Source organism: Halotalea alkalilenta (assembly GCF_001648175.1).
Taxonomy (GTDB): Bacteria; Pseudomonadota; Gammaproteobacteria; order Pseudomonadales; family Halomonadaceae; genus Halotalea; species Halotalea alkalilenta_A.
Window position 1 is genome coordinate 53,077 of record NZ_CP015243.1, and the last position, 18,117, is coordinate 71,193.

General features: G+C 61.0%; 19 protein-coding genes and 1 other RNA gene. 7 read left to right on the forward strand and 13 right to left on the reverse strand.

The window, feature by feature from the left end:
• Nucleotides 1–73: 73 nt before the first annotated feature.
• The gene (locus tag A5892_RS00250; protein ID WP_064121085.1) at nt 74–505 is read left to right on the forward strand and encodes an outer membrane protein assembly factor BamE; all 432 of its coding nucleotides are present in this window, start codon (nt 74–76) and stop codon (nt 503–505) included.
• A 13-nt stretch (nt 506–518) separates the two neighbouring features.
• Here A5892_RS00250 and A5892_RS00255 read toward each other — a convergent pair whose 3' ends face one another.
• Nucleotides 519–821: an RnfH family protein gene (locus A5892_RS00255; protein ID WP_064121086.1), complete on the reverse strand. Its 303-nt coding sequence runs from the start codon at nt 819–821 to the stop codon at nt 519–521.
• Nucleotides 811–1,245, reverse strand: a complete 435-nt coding sequence (locus tag A5892_RS00260; protein WP_064124211.1) for a type II toxin-antitoxin system RatA family toxin — start codon at nt 1,243–1,245, stop codon at nt 811–813. Before A5892_RS00260 ends, A5892_RS00255 begins: the two co-directional genes overlap by 11 nt.
• Before the next feature lie 203 nt (nt 1,246–1,448).
• On the opposite strand from A5892_RS00260, the gene smpB reads away from it, so the two are divergent.
• The gene (gene smpB / locus A5892_RS00265; protein ID WP_027349574.1) at nt 1,449–1,928 is read left to right on the forward strand and encodes an SsrA-binding protein SmpB; all 480 of its coding nucleotides are present in this window, start codon (nt 1,449–1,451) and stop codon (nt 1,926–1,928) included.
• A 103-nt stretch (nt 1,929–2,031) separates the two neighbouring features.
• Nucleotides 2,032–2,414: a transfer-messenger RNA gene (gene ssrA, locus A5892_RS00270) on the forward strand.
• 131 nt (nt 2,415–2,545) lie between these two features.
• Here ssrA and A5892_RS00275 read toward each other — a convergent pair.
• Both A5892_RS00275 and A5892_RS00280 read right to left on the reverse strand, forming a co-directional pair.
• Nucleotides 2,546–3,259, reverse strand: a complete 714-nt coding sequence (locus A5892_RS00275) for a 3-keto-5-aminohexanoate cleavage protein (protein ID WP_064121087.1) — start codon at nt 3,257–3,259, stop codon at nt 2,546–2,548.
• Nucleotides 3,260–3,477: 218 nt separating this feature from the next.
• Nucleotides 3,478–4,077, reverse strand: coding sequence for a LysE family translocator (locus A5892_RS00280; protein ID WP_064121088.1), 600 nt, complete (start codon nt 4,075–4,077; stop codon nt 3,478–3,480).
• A 468-nt stretch (nt 4,078–4,545) separates the two neighbouring features.
• On the opposite strand from A5892_RS00280, the gene A5892_RS00285 reads away from it, so the two are divergent.
• Nucleotides 4,546–4,902: a hypothetical protein gene (locus A5892_RS00285; protein WP_064121089.1), complete on the forward strand. Its 357-nt coding sequence runs from the start codon at nt 4,546–4,548 to the stop codon at nt 4,900–4,902.
• 156 nt (nt 4,903–5,058) lie between these two features.
• Nucleotides 5,059–6,114: an alkene reductase gene (locus tag A5892_RS00290; RefSeq protein ID WP_064121090.1), complete on the forward strand. Its 1,056-nt coding sequence runs from the start codon at nt 5,059–5,061 to the stop codon at nt 6,112–6,114.
• 20 nt (nt 6,115–6,134) lie between these two features.
• Here A5892_RS00290 and A5892_RS00295 read toward each other — a convergent pair whose 3' ends face one another.
• Entirely contained in the window at nt 6,135–6,587 is a 453-nt protein-coding gene (locus tag A5892_RS00295; RefSeq protein ID WP_223302857.1) for a copper resistance protein NlpE, read from the reverse strand.
• 178 nt (nt 6,588–6,765) lie between these two features.
• Between A5892_RS00295 and A5892_RS00300 the strand changes: the two genes are divergently transcribed.
• Nucleotides 6,766–7,059: a DUF2218 domain-containing protein gene (locus A5892_RS00300; protein ID WP_064121091.1), complete on the forward strand. Its 294-nt coding sequence runs from the start codon at nt 6,766–6,768 to the stop codon at nt 7,057–7,059.
• Nucleotides 7,060–7,084: 25 nt separating this feature from the next.
• Here A5892_RS00300 and A5892_RS00305 read toward each other — a convergent pair whose 3' ends face one another.
• Entirely contained in the window at nt 7,085–9,475 is a 2,391-nt protein-coding gene (locus A5892_RS00305; protein ID WP_064121092.1) for a glucose/quinate/shikimate family membrane-bound PQQ-dependent dehydrogenase, read from the reverse strand.
• 585 nt (nt 9,476–10,060) lie between these two features.
• Between A5892_RS00305 and A5892_RS00310 the strand changes: the two genes are divergently transcribed.
• The gene (locus A5892_RS00310; RefSeq protein WP_064121093.1) at nt 10,061–11,131 is read left to right on the forward strand and encodes an acyltransferase family protein; all 1,071 of its coding nucleotides are present in this window, start codon (nt 10,061–10,063) and stop codon (nt 11,129–11,131) included.
• A gap of 234 nt (nt 11,132–11,365) precedes the next feature.
• On the opposite strand, the gene A5892_RS00315 is transcribed toward A5892_RS00310, so the two are convergent.
• The 7 genes from A5892_RS00315 to oxdA all read right to left on the reverse strand — a co-directional run bounded on the left by A5892_RS00315 (nt 11,366) and on the right by oxdA (nt 17,647).
• Nucleotides 11,366–12,043 carry an energy-coupling factor ABC transporter permease gene (locus A5892_RS00315; RefSeq protein WP_064121094.1) on the reverse strand — a complete coding sequence of 226 codons (678 nt, stop codon included), beginning with the start codon at nt 12,041–12,043 and terminating at the stop codon, nt 11,366–11,368.
• Nucleotides 12,044–12,146: 103 nt separating this feature from the next.
• The gene (locus tag A5892_RS00320; protein WP_064121095.1) at nt 12,147–12,581 is read right to left on the reverse strand and encodes a nitrile hydratase accessory protein; all 435 of its coding nucleotides are present in this window, start codon (nt 12,579–12,581) and stop codon (nt 12,147–12,149) included.
• A complete protein-coding gene (gene nthB, locus A5892_RS00325; protein WP_064121096.1) occupies nt 12,578–13,231 on the reverse strand; it encodes a nitrile hydratase subunit beta in 654 nt (217 codons plus the stop codon). Before nthB ends, A5892_RS00320 begins: the two co-directional genes overlap by 4 nt.
• Before the next feature lie 21 nt (nt 13,232–13,252).
• The gene (gene nthA, locus A5892_RS00330; RefSeq protein WP_064121097.1) at nt 13,253–13,873 is read right to left on the reverse strand and encodes a nitrile hydratase subunit alpha; all 621 of its coding nucleotides are present in this window, start codon (nt 13,871–13,873) and stop codon (nt 13,253–13,255) included.
• A gap of 52 nt (nt 13,874–13,925) precedes the next feature.
• Nucleotides 13,926–15,554 (reverse strand): amidase, encoded by a 1,629-nt coding sequence (locus A5892_RS00335; protein ID WP_223302747.1) that lies wholly within the window; start codon nt 15,552–15,554, stop codon nt 13,926–13,928.
• Between the two features lie 103 nt (nt 15,555–15,657).
• The gene (locus A5892_RS00340; protein WP_064121099.1) at nt 15,658–16,524 is read right to left on the reverse strand and encodes a transporter; all 867 of its coding nucleotides are present in this window, start codon (nt 16,522–16,524) and stop codon (nt 15,658–15,660) included.
• Nucleotides 16,525–16,591: 67 nt separating this feature from the next.
• Nucleotides 16,592–17,647, reverse strand: a complete 1,056-nt coding sequence (gene oxdA, locus A5892_RS00345; RefSeq protein ID WP_064121100.1) for an aliphatic aldoxime dehydratase — start codon at nt 17,645–17,647, stop codon at nt 16,592–16,594.
• Between the last annotated feature and the right edge of the window lie 470 nt (nt 17,648–18,117).

Below are 18,117 nucleotides of genomic sequence, written 5' to 3' on the forward strand. Positions count from 1 at the left end.
GGATGCTCTTCGCAGTCACTGGATGTATCGGGTATGATCGACCAACGCAAACGATATGGAAAGTCAGGGGCAAATGCAAAATTCGATCAGAATCGTCACCCTTTGCTGTGTGATCAGCTTGATCGGTGGCTGCGGCTTTTTCAGCGTCTATAAACGCGACCAGCCCCAGGGTAACCTCATCACTCCCGAGATGGTGCAGCAGGTCCAACAAGGTATGACTCGCGAACAGGTCACCTACATCATGGGTGCACCGCTCATGGACAATCCGTTCGATGCCAACCAGTGGGACTACGTCTACCAGTTGCACACCGCCGATGGGCAGGTCTACGACAAGCGCGTCAGCCTTTACTTCCAGGATGACCAGGTATCGTACATCGACACCTCAGGCGACATAGGCACGGCCCCGCCAGCCAGGGAGCAGGCACCGCCCGCAAGCGAGGCCACCACTACTCCGCTGCAACCGGTCACCCCGATCCAATCGTCCACGCCCAGCGCAGGCGATTGAGGACGGCAAACCGCTAGCGATCTTTGGCCCGCGCCCGGCGGGCCGATTTGGGATCCACCTTGAGCGGTGAATAAACTTCGATTCGGTCTCCCTCGGAGACCGTCTCCGTTTCGGGCTCGCGTATTCGCTCACCGAAGACACCAAGCGGCGCCTCAACCAGCCAGCGCTCATCCGCCACGCCGAGCGCGCCGCCTCGCCCGGCCATAATGAAGGCTTGGCGTATCGTAGTGCCCGCGGCAACGCTTAGCCCCACCAGACGCTGCTCGCCTCCTGCCGCGAGCGCGACTTCTACCCTGATATTTTCTTCAGCCGCCATGAACCTGATCCGCACGCCGGGTAAAAGCATCCACCAACTGCCCGGCCATTTGGCCGAAAAGCTGTCCGAAAGCCATACCCAGCAAGCGGTTGGAAAAATCGAACCGCATCTCCAGCGTCACCCTGCAGCTCTCATCGCTCAACGGCTCGAACCTCCAATAGCCATCGAGGCTCTTGAACGGGCCTTTGACCAAGGACAGATCGATACGCTCAGGGGTGTGGAGATCGTTGCGAGTGACGATGCTCTGCTTGATCCCCCCCTTGGCGAGGGTCATCTCACCGATCAGGTAGTCGTCAGTGCGCTCGATCAGACGCGCCGCGCGGCATCCAGGGAGGAACTGGGGGTAGCTTTCGAAATCGTTGACCAAGTCGAACATCTGTCGACTGGAGTGCCGCACCAATGCGGTCCTTTTCACCGTAGGCATGCGCCCTCCGCTGACGACGTTGCGATGACCGGGTATCATCGCCCGCCTGTTCCAGGTTCAAAGCCTTGAATGATACCATGCCGCCCCCATCCTGCTGGTAGCGCGGCATGCGATGCCAGTAGCGCGACGTGCTTTTTTCGGCCGCTCGCGGATCAAGTCGCATCGTCCGACTCCCCTACTTTGTTTCCGACTTGCGAGGTCCCATGGGCAAGAAGAAAGGCCAAGCGCCGGGCAGCAATCTCATTGCCCAGAATCGCAAGGCGCGACACGAATACCACATCGAAGAAACCTTCGAAGCGGGCTTGGCCCTCGCGGGATGGGAAGTGAAGAGCCTGCGTGCCGGCAAAGGCCAGCTCACCGACACCTACATACTGGTCAAGAATGGCGAGGCCTGGCTGCTCGGTTCTCACATCGCACCGCTACCGACCGCCAGCACCCACAACGTCCCAGAGCCAGACCGCACCCGCAAGCTCCTGCTGCACAAGAAAGAGGTCGCCAGGATCTTTTCACGCACCCAGGACAAGGGCCACACCTGCGTTCCACTGCGCCTCTACTGGAAGGGTCACCTGGTCAAGTGCGAGCTCGCACTGGTGGTCGGCAAGAAATTGCACGACAAACGCGCCGCGGAGAAGAACCGCGACTGGGAACGCCAGAAAGGACGCATCATGCGGGAAAGCCGCTGATTCGAGAGCATGGGATTGAAAAGGACTCGAGCGGCCCCATTATCCCATTACAGCGCAGCCGCATTGGCCTGGATCACGCCATCTGCTATGCTCGCTGAGTTTCGGGGGCGTTATGGATTCGACGCTGGTGGCAAATCCCGAGGTGCATGCCGAGAGCGTAACGTATCTCGTTAATAAAACGTTACAAATGATATAGTCGCAAACGACGAAACCTATGCTCAGAAAGGTGCTCTCGCAGCCTAAACCTGCTTGAAAACCTGTTCTACCCGAAAGCGATGTGCCCATTCATCGCGGACGGGCGTGAGCTAAAACTGATGGGATCGTGTTCGTGGGTGCCTTCTCCTCGAATGCTAAATCTTAGAAGGCTCGCGTCAGCGGATCCTGCCCGTCGGAGCCGATGACGTTAGATCAAAAGACGGAACTAAGCATGTAGAGCCAACGGACGAGTGCCGGCGGACGCGGGTTCAACTCCCGCCGCCTCCACCAATCCAGGAACGGGCCATCGCGCAAGCGGTGGCCCTTTTCTTTGCCTGGAGCATGCTCGAACCGCCATCGACGAGGCATCTTCGATGAGGCTCGCGGCGGCCATTGGCATTCCGTACTCCGAGCAGATCTGGCTAGCCGCGGAAGATGGCCGCTGCGGCGGCGACCAGGGCTGCGTTATCGGGCGCGAGGGTGCCATCCCTGAGGTATTTACCGTCTTCCAGGCCGACGCGGGTCGACCATCGTCGCTCTCGTGCGAGCTCAACGAAGGGCCAGAGCGTGGCGTCGAAACCGTGGAGAAGAATCGGGCGGCGCACATTCGCACGCTGAAGCACTGCCGCGATGCCTTCCGCGACCTGGTACGCAACCTCGAGATCCTGCTCTTCGACTTCGATCAGTAGACGAAAAACCCGGCCATGGCTGGAAAGCGTGATGAAGCGCTCCGCGTCGGCCACGCTGGCGAGACCCGCCTCGACTCCGATTCCGCGTCGATGAAGAAGGTCGATGACCGCAGGTGCATCCGGTTCCGACAAATTCACCGAGGCGTAGTCAGGCAGTTCGGTCCAGCTGGCGATTGCACTGCGGGTGCGCTGCTCATCGTTTTCGATCCAATCCCCCGTCGACACTCCGATGAGCGTGCCAGGGCAGGCAAGGCGAACGGCGCGGATGGTTGCGTCCACGGCCTGCAGGCTCTCCTGCCCGCTCGGCCCACGGGGATGAAGGTGGAGTTCGCTCGCACCGAAATCGATACAGGCGGCCCCATCCAGCGCCATAGCCCGCGCCGTCAAAGGAAGTCGGGGATGAAAGTCGTGAGGGCGTGCGCCGTTGAGGCAAGCTTGGATGATCATATGGCCTCAGGTCGGGATGAGAAGCGGTACATGGAGCCACGAACCGTCAGGTTCTCCAAGCGGCCATCGGATCTCCCGCGCACGCTCGGTTGTTCATTTTCCTGCGCGATAATTGCGATGACTCGGCACGACCAGTCCACGAAAGATGGCGATATAGACAACCGCTACCCATCACAGTACCAAGCAAATACGCTCGTAAAATCGGCTTCCAACAACCACTAGGATAACGCGCTCATCCCAATCGACAGAGCGAATACCGCCAATACGAGAGCAGCCCCTCTCTGGAGATAGTCCGGACGAAGCCACGGCACTCGCCCACTGCCAAGCAGCGCGCCAAAGGCAATCCAACCACAGGCAATAGGTATCAGTAGCAGAGAAAAGACCAGGAACTGCCCCGCGAAACTGGGCAAATCCACGAATGTAGAGGAAGGAAACACAGCGCTTGCAAACAAAAGCCCCTTGGGATTGAGAAGTGTCGCCATGAACAGCGCCCGCTTACCCACGGGAGAGGATTTGACTTCACCAATCGCCAGGGTGGTTCGCCACATCTTGAACGCGAGCCAGATGATGAAGATGGCGCATAGAAACTTGATCACATGGGGCAGCAAAGGAAAATTGGCCGAGAGCGAGATCAGCAAATAACCCCAGGTGGCGATCGATACACCATAGCCACATAGCTCCACCGGAATCAGCGCCAATGAGCTCCGCACGCCGCGGTTCAGGCCTGAGGCAGCAAGCAAGGTATTCGTAGGTCCCGGAGTGATCAGGATCGCGATTATCGCGAGCAGGGACAGGAACCACTCATGTGAATACGACATGATGTTCAAGCTGAATGGCCAATGAGGCCATAGTTTTTATCACACCATCGCGGAAAAATCTCTTTGCATAGGACGCCCGAGGAGGTCTCTCGATGAGATGCTCCTTGGCCGGATGAAACCGAATCGCAGGTACGCCCTCACAGCCATCGAGCCTCGAGTCACCCAGCAAAAAATTCCTCGGATGCCCTTTCCACAGCCATCCAAGTAGGCCATAGCGCCCCTTTCCCAACCACTTCCCGGCAGGATATCGGGCCACGCCCTGCTCCCTGGCCCTGGTCCCACGACCGGATCTTCCGGCGGTCGCAATGGATCGCTTCCGTTGAGCGTAACAGCGCGCCTGGGATGAGGGCGAGCCTGGAAACGCGTTCCTGGTGGAAACGTGCGTAGCCCGCTGGAGCTGCTACTACTGAAAGGACCGCAGGATGCGGTCGTCGTTTTTTGCTACGCAACCGAGTCAAGGAGTCAGCCATGCAACGCAAAGGCATTCTCGCTTTAGCCCTTTCCCTCGGTTTTCTCGCCACGGGTGTAGCCTCGGCGCAGGAGGACTCGAGCAACAACAACGATTCCTCAGGCACGGCGGCTGCGACGCCGAGCCCGGAACGAGATCAGGACCAGGGTACAGCCCCGACAGCACCGAGCGAGGAGCAGGAAGGCGTCACCCAGGACGCCGATTCCACGCCGACCGCGCCACAGCACTCGCTGGATCCGGACAGTGCGGAAGAGCGCGTCCAGGAAGGCGATGATCAAGAATCTACGAGCACTTGGGACAGCATCAAGAATAACGTCAGCAACGTTTACGAGAGCGCCAAGGAGAAAATCCAGTAGGAATCCCAAGACCATCGGACGACACGAACAGCCTGTAACGCGCTCGACCGACGCGATGGTCGTTCGCCTGCTAGCCATGAGCTCGACCAAGGTCTAAGCTGCTGACGTCCTTTGGACGTCCAGAGCGTCATTCACTTTCCATCATGGAGCTCGACTATGCCTACCTTGTTCGACTCTTTTCGAATGGGCGATCTGACGCTACCCAACCGGATCATCATGGCCCCGCTGACCCGTTCCCGGGCCAGCGCGGGCCGAGTACCCAATGCACTCATGGCCGAGTACTACCGCCAGCGCGCCTCGGCGGGACTGATCATCAGCGAAGCCACTTCGGTGACACCAATGGGCGTTGGCTATCCGGATACTCCGGGCATCTGGTCTCAGGCTCAGATCGAAGGTTGGCGCGAAGTCACTGACGCAGTGCACCAAGCGGGCGGGCGCATCTACCTGCAGCTCTGGCATGTGGGGCGAATCTCGCACCCGTCCTATCTCGATGGCCGGGACCCGGTAGCCCCCAGCGCGATCGCCGCAGACGGCCCCGTCAGGCGGATAAGGCCGAAGACCCTCCACCCCATCCCCCGGGCGCTCGAGGCCGATGAGATTCCTGGGGTGATCGAAGACTATCGCCGTGGAGCGGAAAATGCCCAGCTGGCCGGTTTCGATGGGGTCGAGATCCACGGCGCGAATGGCTATCTGCTCGACCAGTTCCTGCAAACCGCCAGCAATCATCGAGATGATGCCTATGGCGGCTCGATAGAGCATCGCGCGAGGCTGCTGCTGGAAGTGACCGATGCGTGCATCGAGGTATGGGGAGCTCAGCGGGTAGGGGTCCATCTCGCTCCACGTGGCGATACCCACTCGATGGGAGACGAGAATCCGGAGGCGCTATTCGGCTATGTCGCCGACCAGCTCGGCATCCGCGAAATCGCCTTCATCTGCGCTCGCGAGTACCTTGGAGAGGATAGCCTCGGGCCGATGATCAAGCGTCGCTTCGGCGGCCCCTTCATCGCCAACGAGAAGTTCGATCTCGCTCAGGCCGAAGCGGCCATCGAACGCGGCGACGCCGACGCAGTGGCGTTCGGCAAGCTCTACATCGCCAACCCTGATCTGGTCGAGCGCTTTGAGCGCCGCGCCGCACTCAACGTACCGGAGCCGGAAACGTTCTACTCCGAAGGCGCGCACGGCTATACCGACTACCCCACGCTCGGCGCCTAGCGGCGGCGTGCGTGGAGTGCTTACTCGCGGGTCAGTTCGTAATCAAGCTGCGAGTCGATCGGCTCCATGCTGAGATCGAGCATGCGCAGGGTATTTTCATCGATGCGTTGGAAGAAACGCTGGTGTTCGCCTTGGGGATCGAGCTGGTAGACCACTGCGTTCTGATCCGCCGAGGTGCCGGTGACCTGCGTCCACTGACCTTCCGACAGCTCGACCTGATCGCCCTCGCCGGATCCTTTGTAGGTCTCCTTGAGCGAGAAGCCGCTGGGCTGCTCGTCCCCGGTGAAGCGCAGGGTCAGCTCGGTTTCGATTCCCTCGCACGAAGCACACGGCAAGGTACCGCGGAAGACCTGCGACTGTACCTGGGAATCCTCCTGGGAGGCCCCCGCCTGGCTCACGCGTGACGAATCGGTGGAGGGCGTCGGGCCGGTCTGCTCCGGCTCGTCATCCGCTCCGCCGCACCCCGCCAGCATTCCCAACACCAAGGCTCCGGCCACCAACGTCCTGGCCTTTGTCAGCCGACTCCTCGACATTTCCATCCCCTTCTTGATCTGATCTTGCCCAGCCCGTCTTCGAAGACGGCGCTACTGTTAATTAGCCTGCTAAAATTAAAATGACATCGCAGGACACCATTATCTGCCGGAGCATAGCATGCCTGTCTCACACGCTTTAACGTCGACGACCAATCCCGAACTGGTGATCAACAAACTCAAGCGACACTGGGCGCATAAGGAAAATCTCACGCTGAGCGAGCACACCGACGGGCTGCTGATCCAGTTCTCCCGCGGACGCTGCCTGCTGACGACACAGGGCAATACCCTCGTCGCCCAGCTGGACAGCGATGACGAGGCTGCGCATGGCCACTTGGAAACAGTGATGAAAGAGCACCTGGAGCGGTTCTCACCTCGCGACGAGACGCTCGTTCTCGAGTGGCGGCGTGGCTGACGCATCGTCAGCCCAAAGGCATGGTTCACTGCGTAGCGTCACCTGGCAACGCAAAGCCGATCACGTAGTCACCTCGGTCGGGCGACTGGCGTGCCCCGCCAGCGCTCACTACCACGTACTGCTTGCCGGTATTCGGAGACACGTAGGTCATCGGGCCGGATTGACTACCCACTGGCAGCCGCGCTTTCCATATCTCCTCGCCGGTGGCGCTGTCGAAGGCACGCAGGTAGTAGTCCTGGGTGCCAGCGAAGAACACCAGACCAGACTGGGTGGCCAGCGAAGCCCCGAGGGTCGGCATGCCGATCGGGATCGGCATGCGCATCTTGATCCCGAGCGGGCCCGTATCCTGCACGGTACCGACCGGCACCTGCCAGACCAGCTCCCGAGTCTTCAGATCGATGGCCGACATGGTGCCGAACGGCGGCTTCTGACAGGGGATGCCCAGCGGCGACAGGAAGCGCTGGCGCATCGCGCCGAATGGCGTGCCCTGCTGCGGAACCACCCCCATCTCGATGCCACTGGCACCGGCGGCGATCTGATCACGTGGGATCATGTAATGGGCCAATCCCAGACGCATGTCGTTCACGAACATGTAGTGGGTGGTCGGATCCACCGACACGCTGCCCCAGTTCATGCCACCCAGCGAGCCGGGGAACTGCAGCGCGCGATCCATACCCGGCGGCGTATAGGGCCCGTCATAGCGCATCTGCTTGAACTCGATCCTGCATAGCAGCTGATCGAATGGAGTAGCGCCCCACATGTCCGACTCGGCCAGGATTTCATTCCCGATCGAGGGCATCCCGACCGAGAACGGCTGAGTCGGGGAATAGCGCTCTCCAGGCATGTTGCCTTGCGGTACCGGACGCTCCTCGACCTCGGCTATGGGCTCTCCGGTCTCGCGATCGAGCATGAATATCTCGCCCTGCTTGGTAACCTGGATCAGTGTCGGCAAGATCCCGCCTTGGTCATCGGGAATGTCGTAGAGCAGCGGCTGCGCCGGAACATCCAAGTCCCACAGGTCGTGGTGGGTCATCTGATAGTGCCAGCGCACCCGGCCGGTTGCGGCCTCGACCGCGACTACCGACGAACTGTACTGATCATCCAGCTCGGTACGCTGCCCAGCATAGAAGTCAGGCGTCGCATTGCCGGTGGGCAGGTAGATCAGGCCTAGCTCGGGGTCGTAGGACATCGCCGACCACACGTTGGGTGTACCACGAGTGTAGGTCTCGCCTTCCGGCGGGCGCTGGGTGGTTTCAGGGTTGCCTGGATCCCAAGCCCATACCAGCTCACCGCTATGTACGTCGAAGGCGCGGACCACCCCCGGCGGCTCGTCGACGGCGAAGTTGTCGGCGACACGTCCTCCCACCACAACCAGGTCGCCGGCGACCAGCGGGCTCGAGGTCTGCTGGTACCAACCCTCGTTGACTGGCCCCATATCCGCCTGGAGATCGACCGTGCCATCGTCGCCAAAATCCGCGCATGGCTCGCCGGTCTCTGCGTCGATGGCGATCAGACGAGCGTCGATGGTCGGCAGGAACAGGCGCCGGCGGCAGGCCGCTGGTGCCTGGGCGGCGGCATCGCCCGAAGCGGCTTCGATCGACGCGTCCTCGTAGTAGCCCAGTCCGCGGCAACGCTGCCAATTCGGCGACTCAGCCTGCGGATCGAAACGCCAGCGCTCGGTACCGCTATCGACATCCAGAGCGAACACCTTGCCGTAGGCGGTGCAGTGATAGAGGGTGTCATCGACCTGCAGCGGAGTATTCTGGTCCTCGGCGCCAGAGCCCGTACTTTCCGGTATATCGCCGGTGCGGAAGGTCCAGGCAATCTGCAACTGACCGATATTGTCCTTGGTGATCTGATCGAGTGCGGCGAAGCGGTCACCCGCGACGGTATTGCCCCATGCTTTCCAGTCCGTCTGTGCCTGCCCCTCGGCGACCGGCACGACGTCAGGCGTCGAGGTGGCGCGCAACACCGGGCTGGGAACGAACATGTAGCCTATCGCCGCGGCCACAGCGAGTGCCATCACACCGGCCAGCGCATAGCCACCGCGTCCGCCACTCCCTCCCGAGGAGCGCACCAGGGCCGGATAGGCCAGGGCGATCACTACGCCGATCACCGCGAACGTCATCAACCGCGAGACCAGCGGCCAGAACTCGAGGCCAGCATCCGCTACCGCCCAGAATGACGTCGCGACGAAAGCCACCGCGTAGAGCCAGGCTCCCAGCGGCCTACGAGCGACCACCAGAACACCGGAGGCCAACATCGCAGCGCCCATTAGCACGAAGTACCAGCTGCCGCCGAGGAAGACCAAGTAGCCACCCCCGACGCCCATCGCCAATCCAAGAATGGCGACTGCCAGCCCGAGCAATAGCAGTAGCCAACCGCAGACGCCCCGGGCGCCGGCTTCATTTTCCATATGTCGATCCCTTTTTCATGACCCCGGTTGCATGCTCAGGTCGCGGCGAAGATGCAAAACAATACGGGGGAGCCCATCATCACTTCTCATGCGACCGTAACGAGACCATGTCGACAAGCAAGCCGCTCCACGAATCATACAGCTTAGATCATCATAATCTCGAGCGATTGAAGGTTAGCGACATAGCGTGGTCAGGCTGCCTTGGTTGCTCTGGCGCTCATTAATGATCGAGTCTGTGAAGGATATCTTCAGCCGACCAATATTCTAGACGCCAGCAATTAGCCCTGTCTTCATTACATCGAGCGCACTAACACTGAAAATGAGCGCATTTGCAGATTAATTGACTCATCAGGTTGCAAACGGCGCAGACATAGGCCATCAAAAGAGGCCATATCCCACCATCGTGACCAGGAAACCCAGCGGATTCTCTCCGGTAATCTTCACACCCTTTGATCGTTTCTTTTCATCATCAAATCATTTCTTTGTTCAACCTTCATCTCGTATGTACGCAGAACGTCGCAGAGAATGCGCAATGGACGTCGAGATCGTTGCTTTCAGCGCACCGACATACGAGGAACCAGGCGCATGGCCAGAACCACCGACCTAGAGTCGATCACTATTCTCCGCTGCGTTGCCTGCCTGCTGGTGGTGTATAGCCATGCCAATCAGTTTGCACTGAAGCTGGTCTCCTCGAACTTCCCGTTCATCGATATCGGCGGCGCGACCGGGCGGCTGGGCGTTGAAATCTTCTTCATGATCAGCGGCTATCTAATGATCTACGTTCATTGGAACGACTTTTCCGCCGGCAAAACCACCTACTTCCTGCTCAAGCGATGCGTTAGAATCTTGCCGATGTATTATTTCTTTACCCTTCTCGCCATCGCTTCTTTCATCATCTATCCATCCGCCTACAGTTCGATGAAATTCACCTGGCTCAGCGCGATGGCTTCTTTTTTCTTCGTTCCCATGGTCAAGGTCGATCAGCTCGACTTCCCCACCCCCATACTTTCAGTGGGCTGGACACTTTGCCTTGAAATGATGTTCTATTTGCTGTTCTCACTGTCACTGATATTCAGCCGGAAAATAGGAATCTTGTTCGTCGTCGCCAGCACCATCGGACTGGTCATACTGGGCTGGTCGACGGAAGGCGGCTTGCTGCTCGAGTTCTATACCTGGGACATCATTCTCTGCTTCACCATCGGCATGCTCTACGGCGTCGCCAACCGATGCGGATTCCATCTCCCCATCCCAGCGATCAACCAATCGATATGCGCGATCCTGGCCGCGACGGCCTACGTGATAGCCTTTCAGTACGAAATCAAACCACTGCTCTACCCGCTTACCTTCGCAGTGTTCTATTCGATTCTCTCGCTGGATCGTGGCGAGCGCGTTGCTTACCCCAGGCTGCTCATTCACCTGGGCAACGCCTCCTATTCCATCTACCTCTGCCACATGCTGTTGATTGGCGCCTTCGCGGTGATCCTGCAAAAGATAGGTCTCAGCGTGAACGGCTTGGCCAGCATGTTCTTCACCATCGCCATACTAGGGGCGAGCGCGACCGCCTGCGGCTGCCTGACCTACCTATGGTTGGAACGCCCCATGACCCGCCTCTTCTCGCCCTGGGTAAAACGCCGATCTCCCCAGGCGCTGGCGTGAGGCCGAAATACATCGCAGTGCTGGCGAGGATTGAACGGGCGGGATGGCCCCGGGGAACATGCGCGGCTACGCGACGTTCCCCGGGGCCAACGCTTACCCAACGATCATTACCCGCAGGCCACCGCTGGCTTCGATTGCCACATCGTCCGGAAAGTAGCACTCCAGGGCCCGGGATCCTGGATCCAGTTCAGGGCCAGGCTTCAGGACTACGGTGCCGATCTTCCATTGTATGGCTCACGCAACCTCATACAGCCGCCGCTCGACCAATGCATTCCCCCGCAGGCGGTTCGCTCTCTTGGCGATAGCGAGGACAGCAAGGTCTACCAGGGGCTCGACGACGATGACCAGCATATAGGCGCCACCGAATGCCAGGATCGGCATCGCGCTCTCGACGGTGAAACCTTGGCCATAGAACGCCCAGAAGGCGACCCAAGACACGATACCGGCCTGATAGATCGTCGAAAGTGCCAGCGCCTGGCGATACGTCAGGTCGACATAGGCAGTGTCCGGCCGAATGATGCGGCGCGCCAGGGCGGACACCGCGAACAGAGGCATCAGCAGCGTGGTGACGTTCATACCGTACTGCGGCAGATCGAAAGGCGCGAAGAATATGCCCTGGATCAGTAGCCCAAGTGCCAGGCCGATTGCTGCTGGCGCCGCGCCGAAGAGCAAAAACAGCGTCGACCCGAGGATGAAATGCACCTCGGAGACGCCGACAGGGTGATGCGGCAAGACCTCGAAGAAGCAAAAGACCAGGGCGGTCGTTGCCAAGGTCCGCGCCATGAGCGAGGGCAGGCTACGCTCGCGCATCGCCTCCCGCGCAAGCATGAGGGTGTAGGCGCCAGTGCCTGCCACCGTGGCATGGCTCAGCCAGATTTTGCCGGCATCCACAAGACCGGGCTCGATATGCATGGTGATCTCCTTGGCCGTCTGCGACAGCGTCGAATTGAGGCTTATGGGCACCAGCGATCAGCGCATCACCCGGAGCGCGGCTGAACGCAGGGCCGTTTCGGGTTCAACCAGCGGTTGCCGGACTGACGGCCACCGGTGAACGATGCGGCGCATGCCCATGGTGCATTGGCGGACAGCTCGCATGGGCCAGCGCCACCGGGTGCCCATGTGGCGTGTTCAGATACGCCTGTCGCCACTCCGATGCCCGGTGCGAGATATCCTCCGCGTCGGTCAGGCCCAGGGAAGCGATCATTTTTTCCATCGCCGACGTCCATTGGCGGTAGTAGGTGTCATTGGCGCTTTCTCCCGGCAGCGCTGGCGATGCCTTGATCTCTTCGCTGAACACCTGGACCCAATCCCGCCAGGGGAACAGGCCCGACTGGTACAGGTGAACCATCATCGAAAAAGCCTGGGCCTGCCACGGCTTGTCGAATACCGGGCCTTCTTCGTCCTTCGGTAGGCCAATGGCTTCGCAATCGTTTCGCGTCATCCCGCTCATGCTTCCTCCAGATAGCTTTCCCACAGGTCGATGTACACCTTGTCCGCACGTGCCTCGCCCCATAGCTCCAGAGCGGTGAAGCTTATGCTGTAAACGTGCTGGGGCTGCTCTCCCTGCCCGTGCGCCATGGTATCCGGCGTGGCGAAAACACCGTGGTCGGCTTCGATCCTGCCGACCTTGCCACGGACGTAGCGCGGCAGCCGAGTGTGCGTGGTCGGGTTGAGGTTCTTCGCGCGTATCTGGTCCCCCACTGCGAAGCGGGCATCCACTGCGTGGTCGACGCGGGCAGACGCGCCGGTCTGGACGACCGGCGCCACCATGTCCAGGGTCAGCACGGGCGCCGCGACCGAGTTGCGAGTCGGTTCGGCCGTTCCCCGGAGCTCGGCGGCGGAAATCACTCCCTTTTCGAGCAGCATGGTCTCGAACGAGTGAATCCAGTGCTCGTAGTAGCTGGCCTGCAAGTAATGCGCAGGCTCCATGCGCTCCATGGCATGGCGGAATTCATCCACATTGAAGTGTCCGCCGACGAAGAGAGCGGGGAACAGCGAGAACGCCCTACGCTCCCATTGATGATGGAAGTACGGCTCATCGACTTCCGCAAGAACCGGTCCGTGTCCATGCATACCACCTAGATCGTGTATCCCGTTCATAAGTCGCTCCTCGTCAGCAGGCTATGGCGCATCATCCGGAGACTTGGCCAGTCCCGTTCCGATCATCGAGTCCCGCGTGACCAGCTCGGCCAGTTGCTCCTCGCTCCATCCATCGGTTCCCGCGGGTCTTTCGGGTAGCACCAGATAGCGCAGCTCGGCGCTGCTGTCCCAGACGCGGACCTCCTTGTCCGCGGCAATGGTCAGGCCGAATTCTGCCAGCACGCTGCGCGGATCGATCACGATGCGCGAGCGATAAGGTGCCGACTTGTACCAGATCGGTGGCAGCCCGAGGGTTGGCCAGGGGTAGCAGGAACACAGTGTGCAGACCGTCACATTGTGGATATCGGCGGTGTTCTCCACCACCAGCATGTCCTCCCCCTGAACGCCGGAGACGCCCAGTTCGGCGATGGCCGCGGTGGCATTCTCCAGCAGCCGGCGCTTGTAAAGCGGATCGGCCCAGGCCTTGGCGACCACCCGCGCACCGTTGCGCGGGCCGATCTTGTGTTCATAGGTGTCGATCAATGCCTCTAGGGCAGCGGGATCGACCAGCCCCTTCTCGAGCAGGAGAGATTCCAACGCCTTGACGCGCAGCTCGATCTCTTCCGGCGGCTCGGTGTGGTCATGGTCGTGTTCATGGTTCATGTCAGGTGCCTCGCTGATCTGAAATTGACCGGTATTTCGCGCAGGGATCGCCTTAGAACGTCTGCCAATCGCCAGCCGCCTCGAATGCGGCCGCAGCCTGGTAGATCGTGCTTTCGGCGAAGTGCCGACCCACCAGCATCAGCCCTACCGGCAGACCATCCAACTGACCGCAGGGGACAGACATGGCCGGGTGACCGGTGACGTCCAGGGGCGTGGTGTTGCCGATCATCTCCAGCGCCCGGGTCACGTTCTCGGTCACCGGGCAGCCGAGCGCCGGCAGTGGCTGCGCGGTGATCGGTACGGTGGGCATCACCAGCAGGTCATAACGATCCAGCGCCTGGTCGTAGCCGGCCCGCGCCCTGCGCGCCAGATTCTGGGCCTTGGCGTAATAGCGGCCGTTGTAGCGTTCGAGGCCGTACTGGCCAACCAACATGCACAGCTTGAGCGATGCGGAAAGCGCATCGGCGCTGTTGCGCCAGCCGACGTGCTTGTCCAGTAGCCCGACGTCGTAGAGTCCCTTCCAGTTAAAACCCATGCCATTGCCATGCATCATCTGGACCGTCAGGCCCTCGCAGCCGATCGGGTGCCAGAGCGATCCCGCCAAGCCGTGCTCGGCTACTGACACCTCGCTGACCACGGCACCCAGCCGTTCCAGGCGGGCGATGCCCTCACGCACCTTGTCGGCCACGCGGGGGTCCAGGTTGGCCAAATGAAAGCCTTCGCTCAGGATGCCGATTTTCAAGCCCTCCACGCCACGCCCCAGCGCCTCGGAATAGGCATCGACCGGCGGCGCATATTGGCGCGGGTCGAGGCCATCGGCACCGGCCAGCACCTCCAGCATCAGAGCGTTGTCGCGCACGTTGGCGGTGATCGGTCCAACGTGATCGATGGTCGCCTCGATCGGCATGACGCCGGTGTACGGCACCAGGCCATGCGTCGGCTTCATCCCGTAGGTGCCGCAAAACGCCGAGGGGATGCGGATGGAGCCGCCCTGGTCACCACCGATGGCCATGTCCACCGCCCCGGCGGCCACCAGGGCAGCGCTGCCGGAGGAGGAACCGCCCGCGGCATAGCCGTGGCGACGCGGATTGTGCACTGGCTCAGGGTCAGAGGTATGGCTGCCACCGGACAGGCAGAAATGCTCGCAGGTGGCCTTGCCGAGGATGGTCGCCCCGGCGTCGAGCAGGCGGGTGACCACAGTAGCGTCGAAGGATGGTACGAAACCTTCCAGGGTGGAGGCGCCGTTCATCATCGGCACCCCGGCCAACGCCACGTTGTCCTTGAGCGCGACGGTACGCCCGGCCAGCTTTCCCTCGGCACTCCCCTGAACTTCGGTCCTGTAGTACCAAGCGTTGCACGGGTTCTCATCGCCGCTGGGTCGATAGCCAGCGGAACGAGGGTAGCGAACTTCGGGAACTTCATCGGGCAGCTCATCGACCAGGTCGTAGGCGTCGAAGCTTGACTGCATCAGGGCCAGGTATTCACTGGCCTGCTCCGATGTCAGCCGCATATGCAGGCGGCTGGCAAGGTCTTGGAGTTGATCGAGATTGGGGCGAACGATAGCCATGGGAGTTTCCTGTTCCTGCTCCAGGTCGGGCCAGCGCAGCCGGCCACTACGGAAAATGTGCTGTACGAATGCAAGGCGCGGACGCTTCGCGCGGGGCATGGAATCCAGCGCCACCGGATCCAAATTAGATCGAGCGACTCACTGGCGCTTGGCTCAGAAGGACAGCCGTTTGGTCGAGAAGGACAGCCTGCCGAACCCATGCCGTGCGACGACGGGCTCAGAACACCCGGACATAGCGAAGGTTCATGCGAAAGTCTTCCCTGGCGCCGTTGTCCACCGATAGATCCCGCCCCAGCTGCAGTTGGACCTGGTCCTTGGGCGTGACGAACTTGCTGGCCGTGAGGCGGAGATTGGTGGTCTCCAATCTGTTGTCCTGATCGACGCCGTCGACCTGGGTTTCCCCACCCCAGTTGTGGCCGAAGCCGATGCCGAAGTCGGTGGTGGGATCAGGCATGTAGCGCCCCATGATCTGGGCGCTATAGGAGACGTCCTGCTCCAGCCGGGAGGATGAGGAACCGAAATCCTTGTTGTCGCCGTACCAGATGACGTCACCGACCAGGTCGAGGGCCCAATTCTCGGTGAAGTGCTTGATGTAGGCGGCCTGGAAGTCGACTTTCCAGCGGTTCTCACCAAGGTTGAGCGCATCGTTCTTATCGTAGTCACCGGTAGGCACGTAGAGATAAGCGGTCGCGCTGAGGGTATCCCGGGCGTCGTTGAGCCGGTACTTGATCGGCGCGGTGAGGATGAGATCGCCGATTCCGCTGGCGCTGCCCATGGCGGATGCATCGCCGTTGCCCGACACATGGCCGAATGGCACCAGGAACTGCGGATCGATGGTCACCCTGTCGCTCAACCGGTAGACATGCAGCAGGCGAAGCATGCCGATGTTGGAGGTCAGGTTGAAGTCGGAGCTGCTCTTGCGCCCTTGGGAGTACAGGGCATCGGTGCTGGAGTGCTGGTAATAGATGAGGCCAACGGTCGATCCTGCGGGGAGCTGCTCGTAGTCACCGGGCGCCACTTCGACGGCCTGGGCAGGCAGGGCGGGCAGCAAAGCGGCGAGCAGCAGGAGGCGGGGTTGGTACATTATTGTTGCTCCTTGGCAAAGGGAGGCCGTGCCGCCTCGAGCGGCAGGCGGTTTCGGTGGCGAGGGATCAGGCCTGCATCGGTTGTGCGTCGCGCAGCATGCCGGTCCGCGGGTGGCAGTTGATGTACTCGAACATCTGGCTGCGGGCATCCGACACCGACACCTCGTGGTAAAGCCGCAGCTTCTGCAGGCCGGCAGCCACTCGGAAGAAGGTGGTGAAGATGCGCAGGTGGGTTGGGTGGGACTCCGCCCATCGCTCCAGCCTGTCGAGCGAGCGCCAGTGCCCGATGTCGTAGGCGATGTCGAGCAGGTTGCCGTCCAGATCGATGTTGCGTACGAAGCGGTTGCTGTAGCAGCCCAGCGCCTGGCCCTCATCGCGCAGGAAGTCCATCCCCTGCAGCAGCGGCGGCAGCATCTCGTCGAAGTACAGCGCGCGCTCTTCGTCTCCGGCCTCGGCCCAGTCCTGCCCGGAGCGGATCAAAGCGATGTTGTCGTGCCCCTGTACCAGCACTCGACCGCCCTTGGCGGGGTCTCCGGAAACGACCCGCAATTCGCCGGACGGCCGCATCCTGTCGGTCTGGGAGACCGGGAAGCGGTCACGCATCGAACCCCAGTAGCCGTGTTCCTCGATATCGCCGCTGATACCGTCCATCACGCCGCCGACGCCGGGCAGGTCGTCGCGAAAGCCGTACAGGGTTTCGAACTGCTCGGCGCGAGGGGCGATGATTTCGCGGAAATAGCCCAGCCCTTCGCCCAGGCGATCCTCGGAGGACCACCAGCCATCCACCTCCGGCGAACGCAACCAGCGGCAGTAGGCGGCCGAATCACGCCAGTAGCCGACGACGATGAAGTTCTCGTAGCCCTGATTATCGGTGTGGTGGGTTAGATCATGCTGCTGCGGACCATCGGCGAGGCCGAAGCTGGCGACGATGTCGCGCATGGCCTTCAGGGCGGCTTCACGCTGCTCTTCGCGAAACTGTATGCCGAGGTAAGCCATCACCACCTGCTGCAGGCTTGCATCCGCACGTGCCACCCACATGGGAAAAGGCGGCTGGTAATCATCGTCGACCCGACGCGACAGCGTGCGGGGACATTTGAGGTGCTGGTCGATGGCGGATTCCATGGGAGCTCCTGGTTGTGATTTTTGAATTCAGGCTTGCGGATGGAGTGATACGAGCGAGGTTCGTCCCGGCTCGACGGGGACGCACCGCGACGGTGATGGAGTCGAGAAGGAAGCGAATGCATCCGACGCCAAATCGCGCAGTCGCGTAAAACGGGGCCGTTCGGTCAGCCAGTGGCGCTCTTGGGCGAGCATGGGCATTCCTCGTCGATCGGAGTGGGAGAAACTCGACGAGAGAGAAATTAGGCAGGCGCGCCTCTCGGCGCTTGGTCAAGAAGGACAGCCACTTGGCTGAACGAGACAACTTACCGGCGGCGCAAAAACGCCCGCACTGCTGTGCCACGCAACCACGCACCACAACAGCGCAAGATCAGCGGCCTATTCCGCCTCACGCATCATTAAGTGACACCGGCAAGCGAAGCAGCAGTCCGTATGCGGCGCCGATCCATCCGGCAACGCGGACAAGTCGCTTT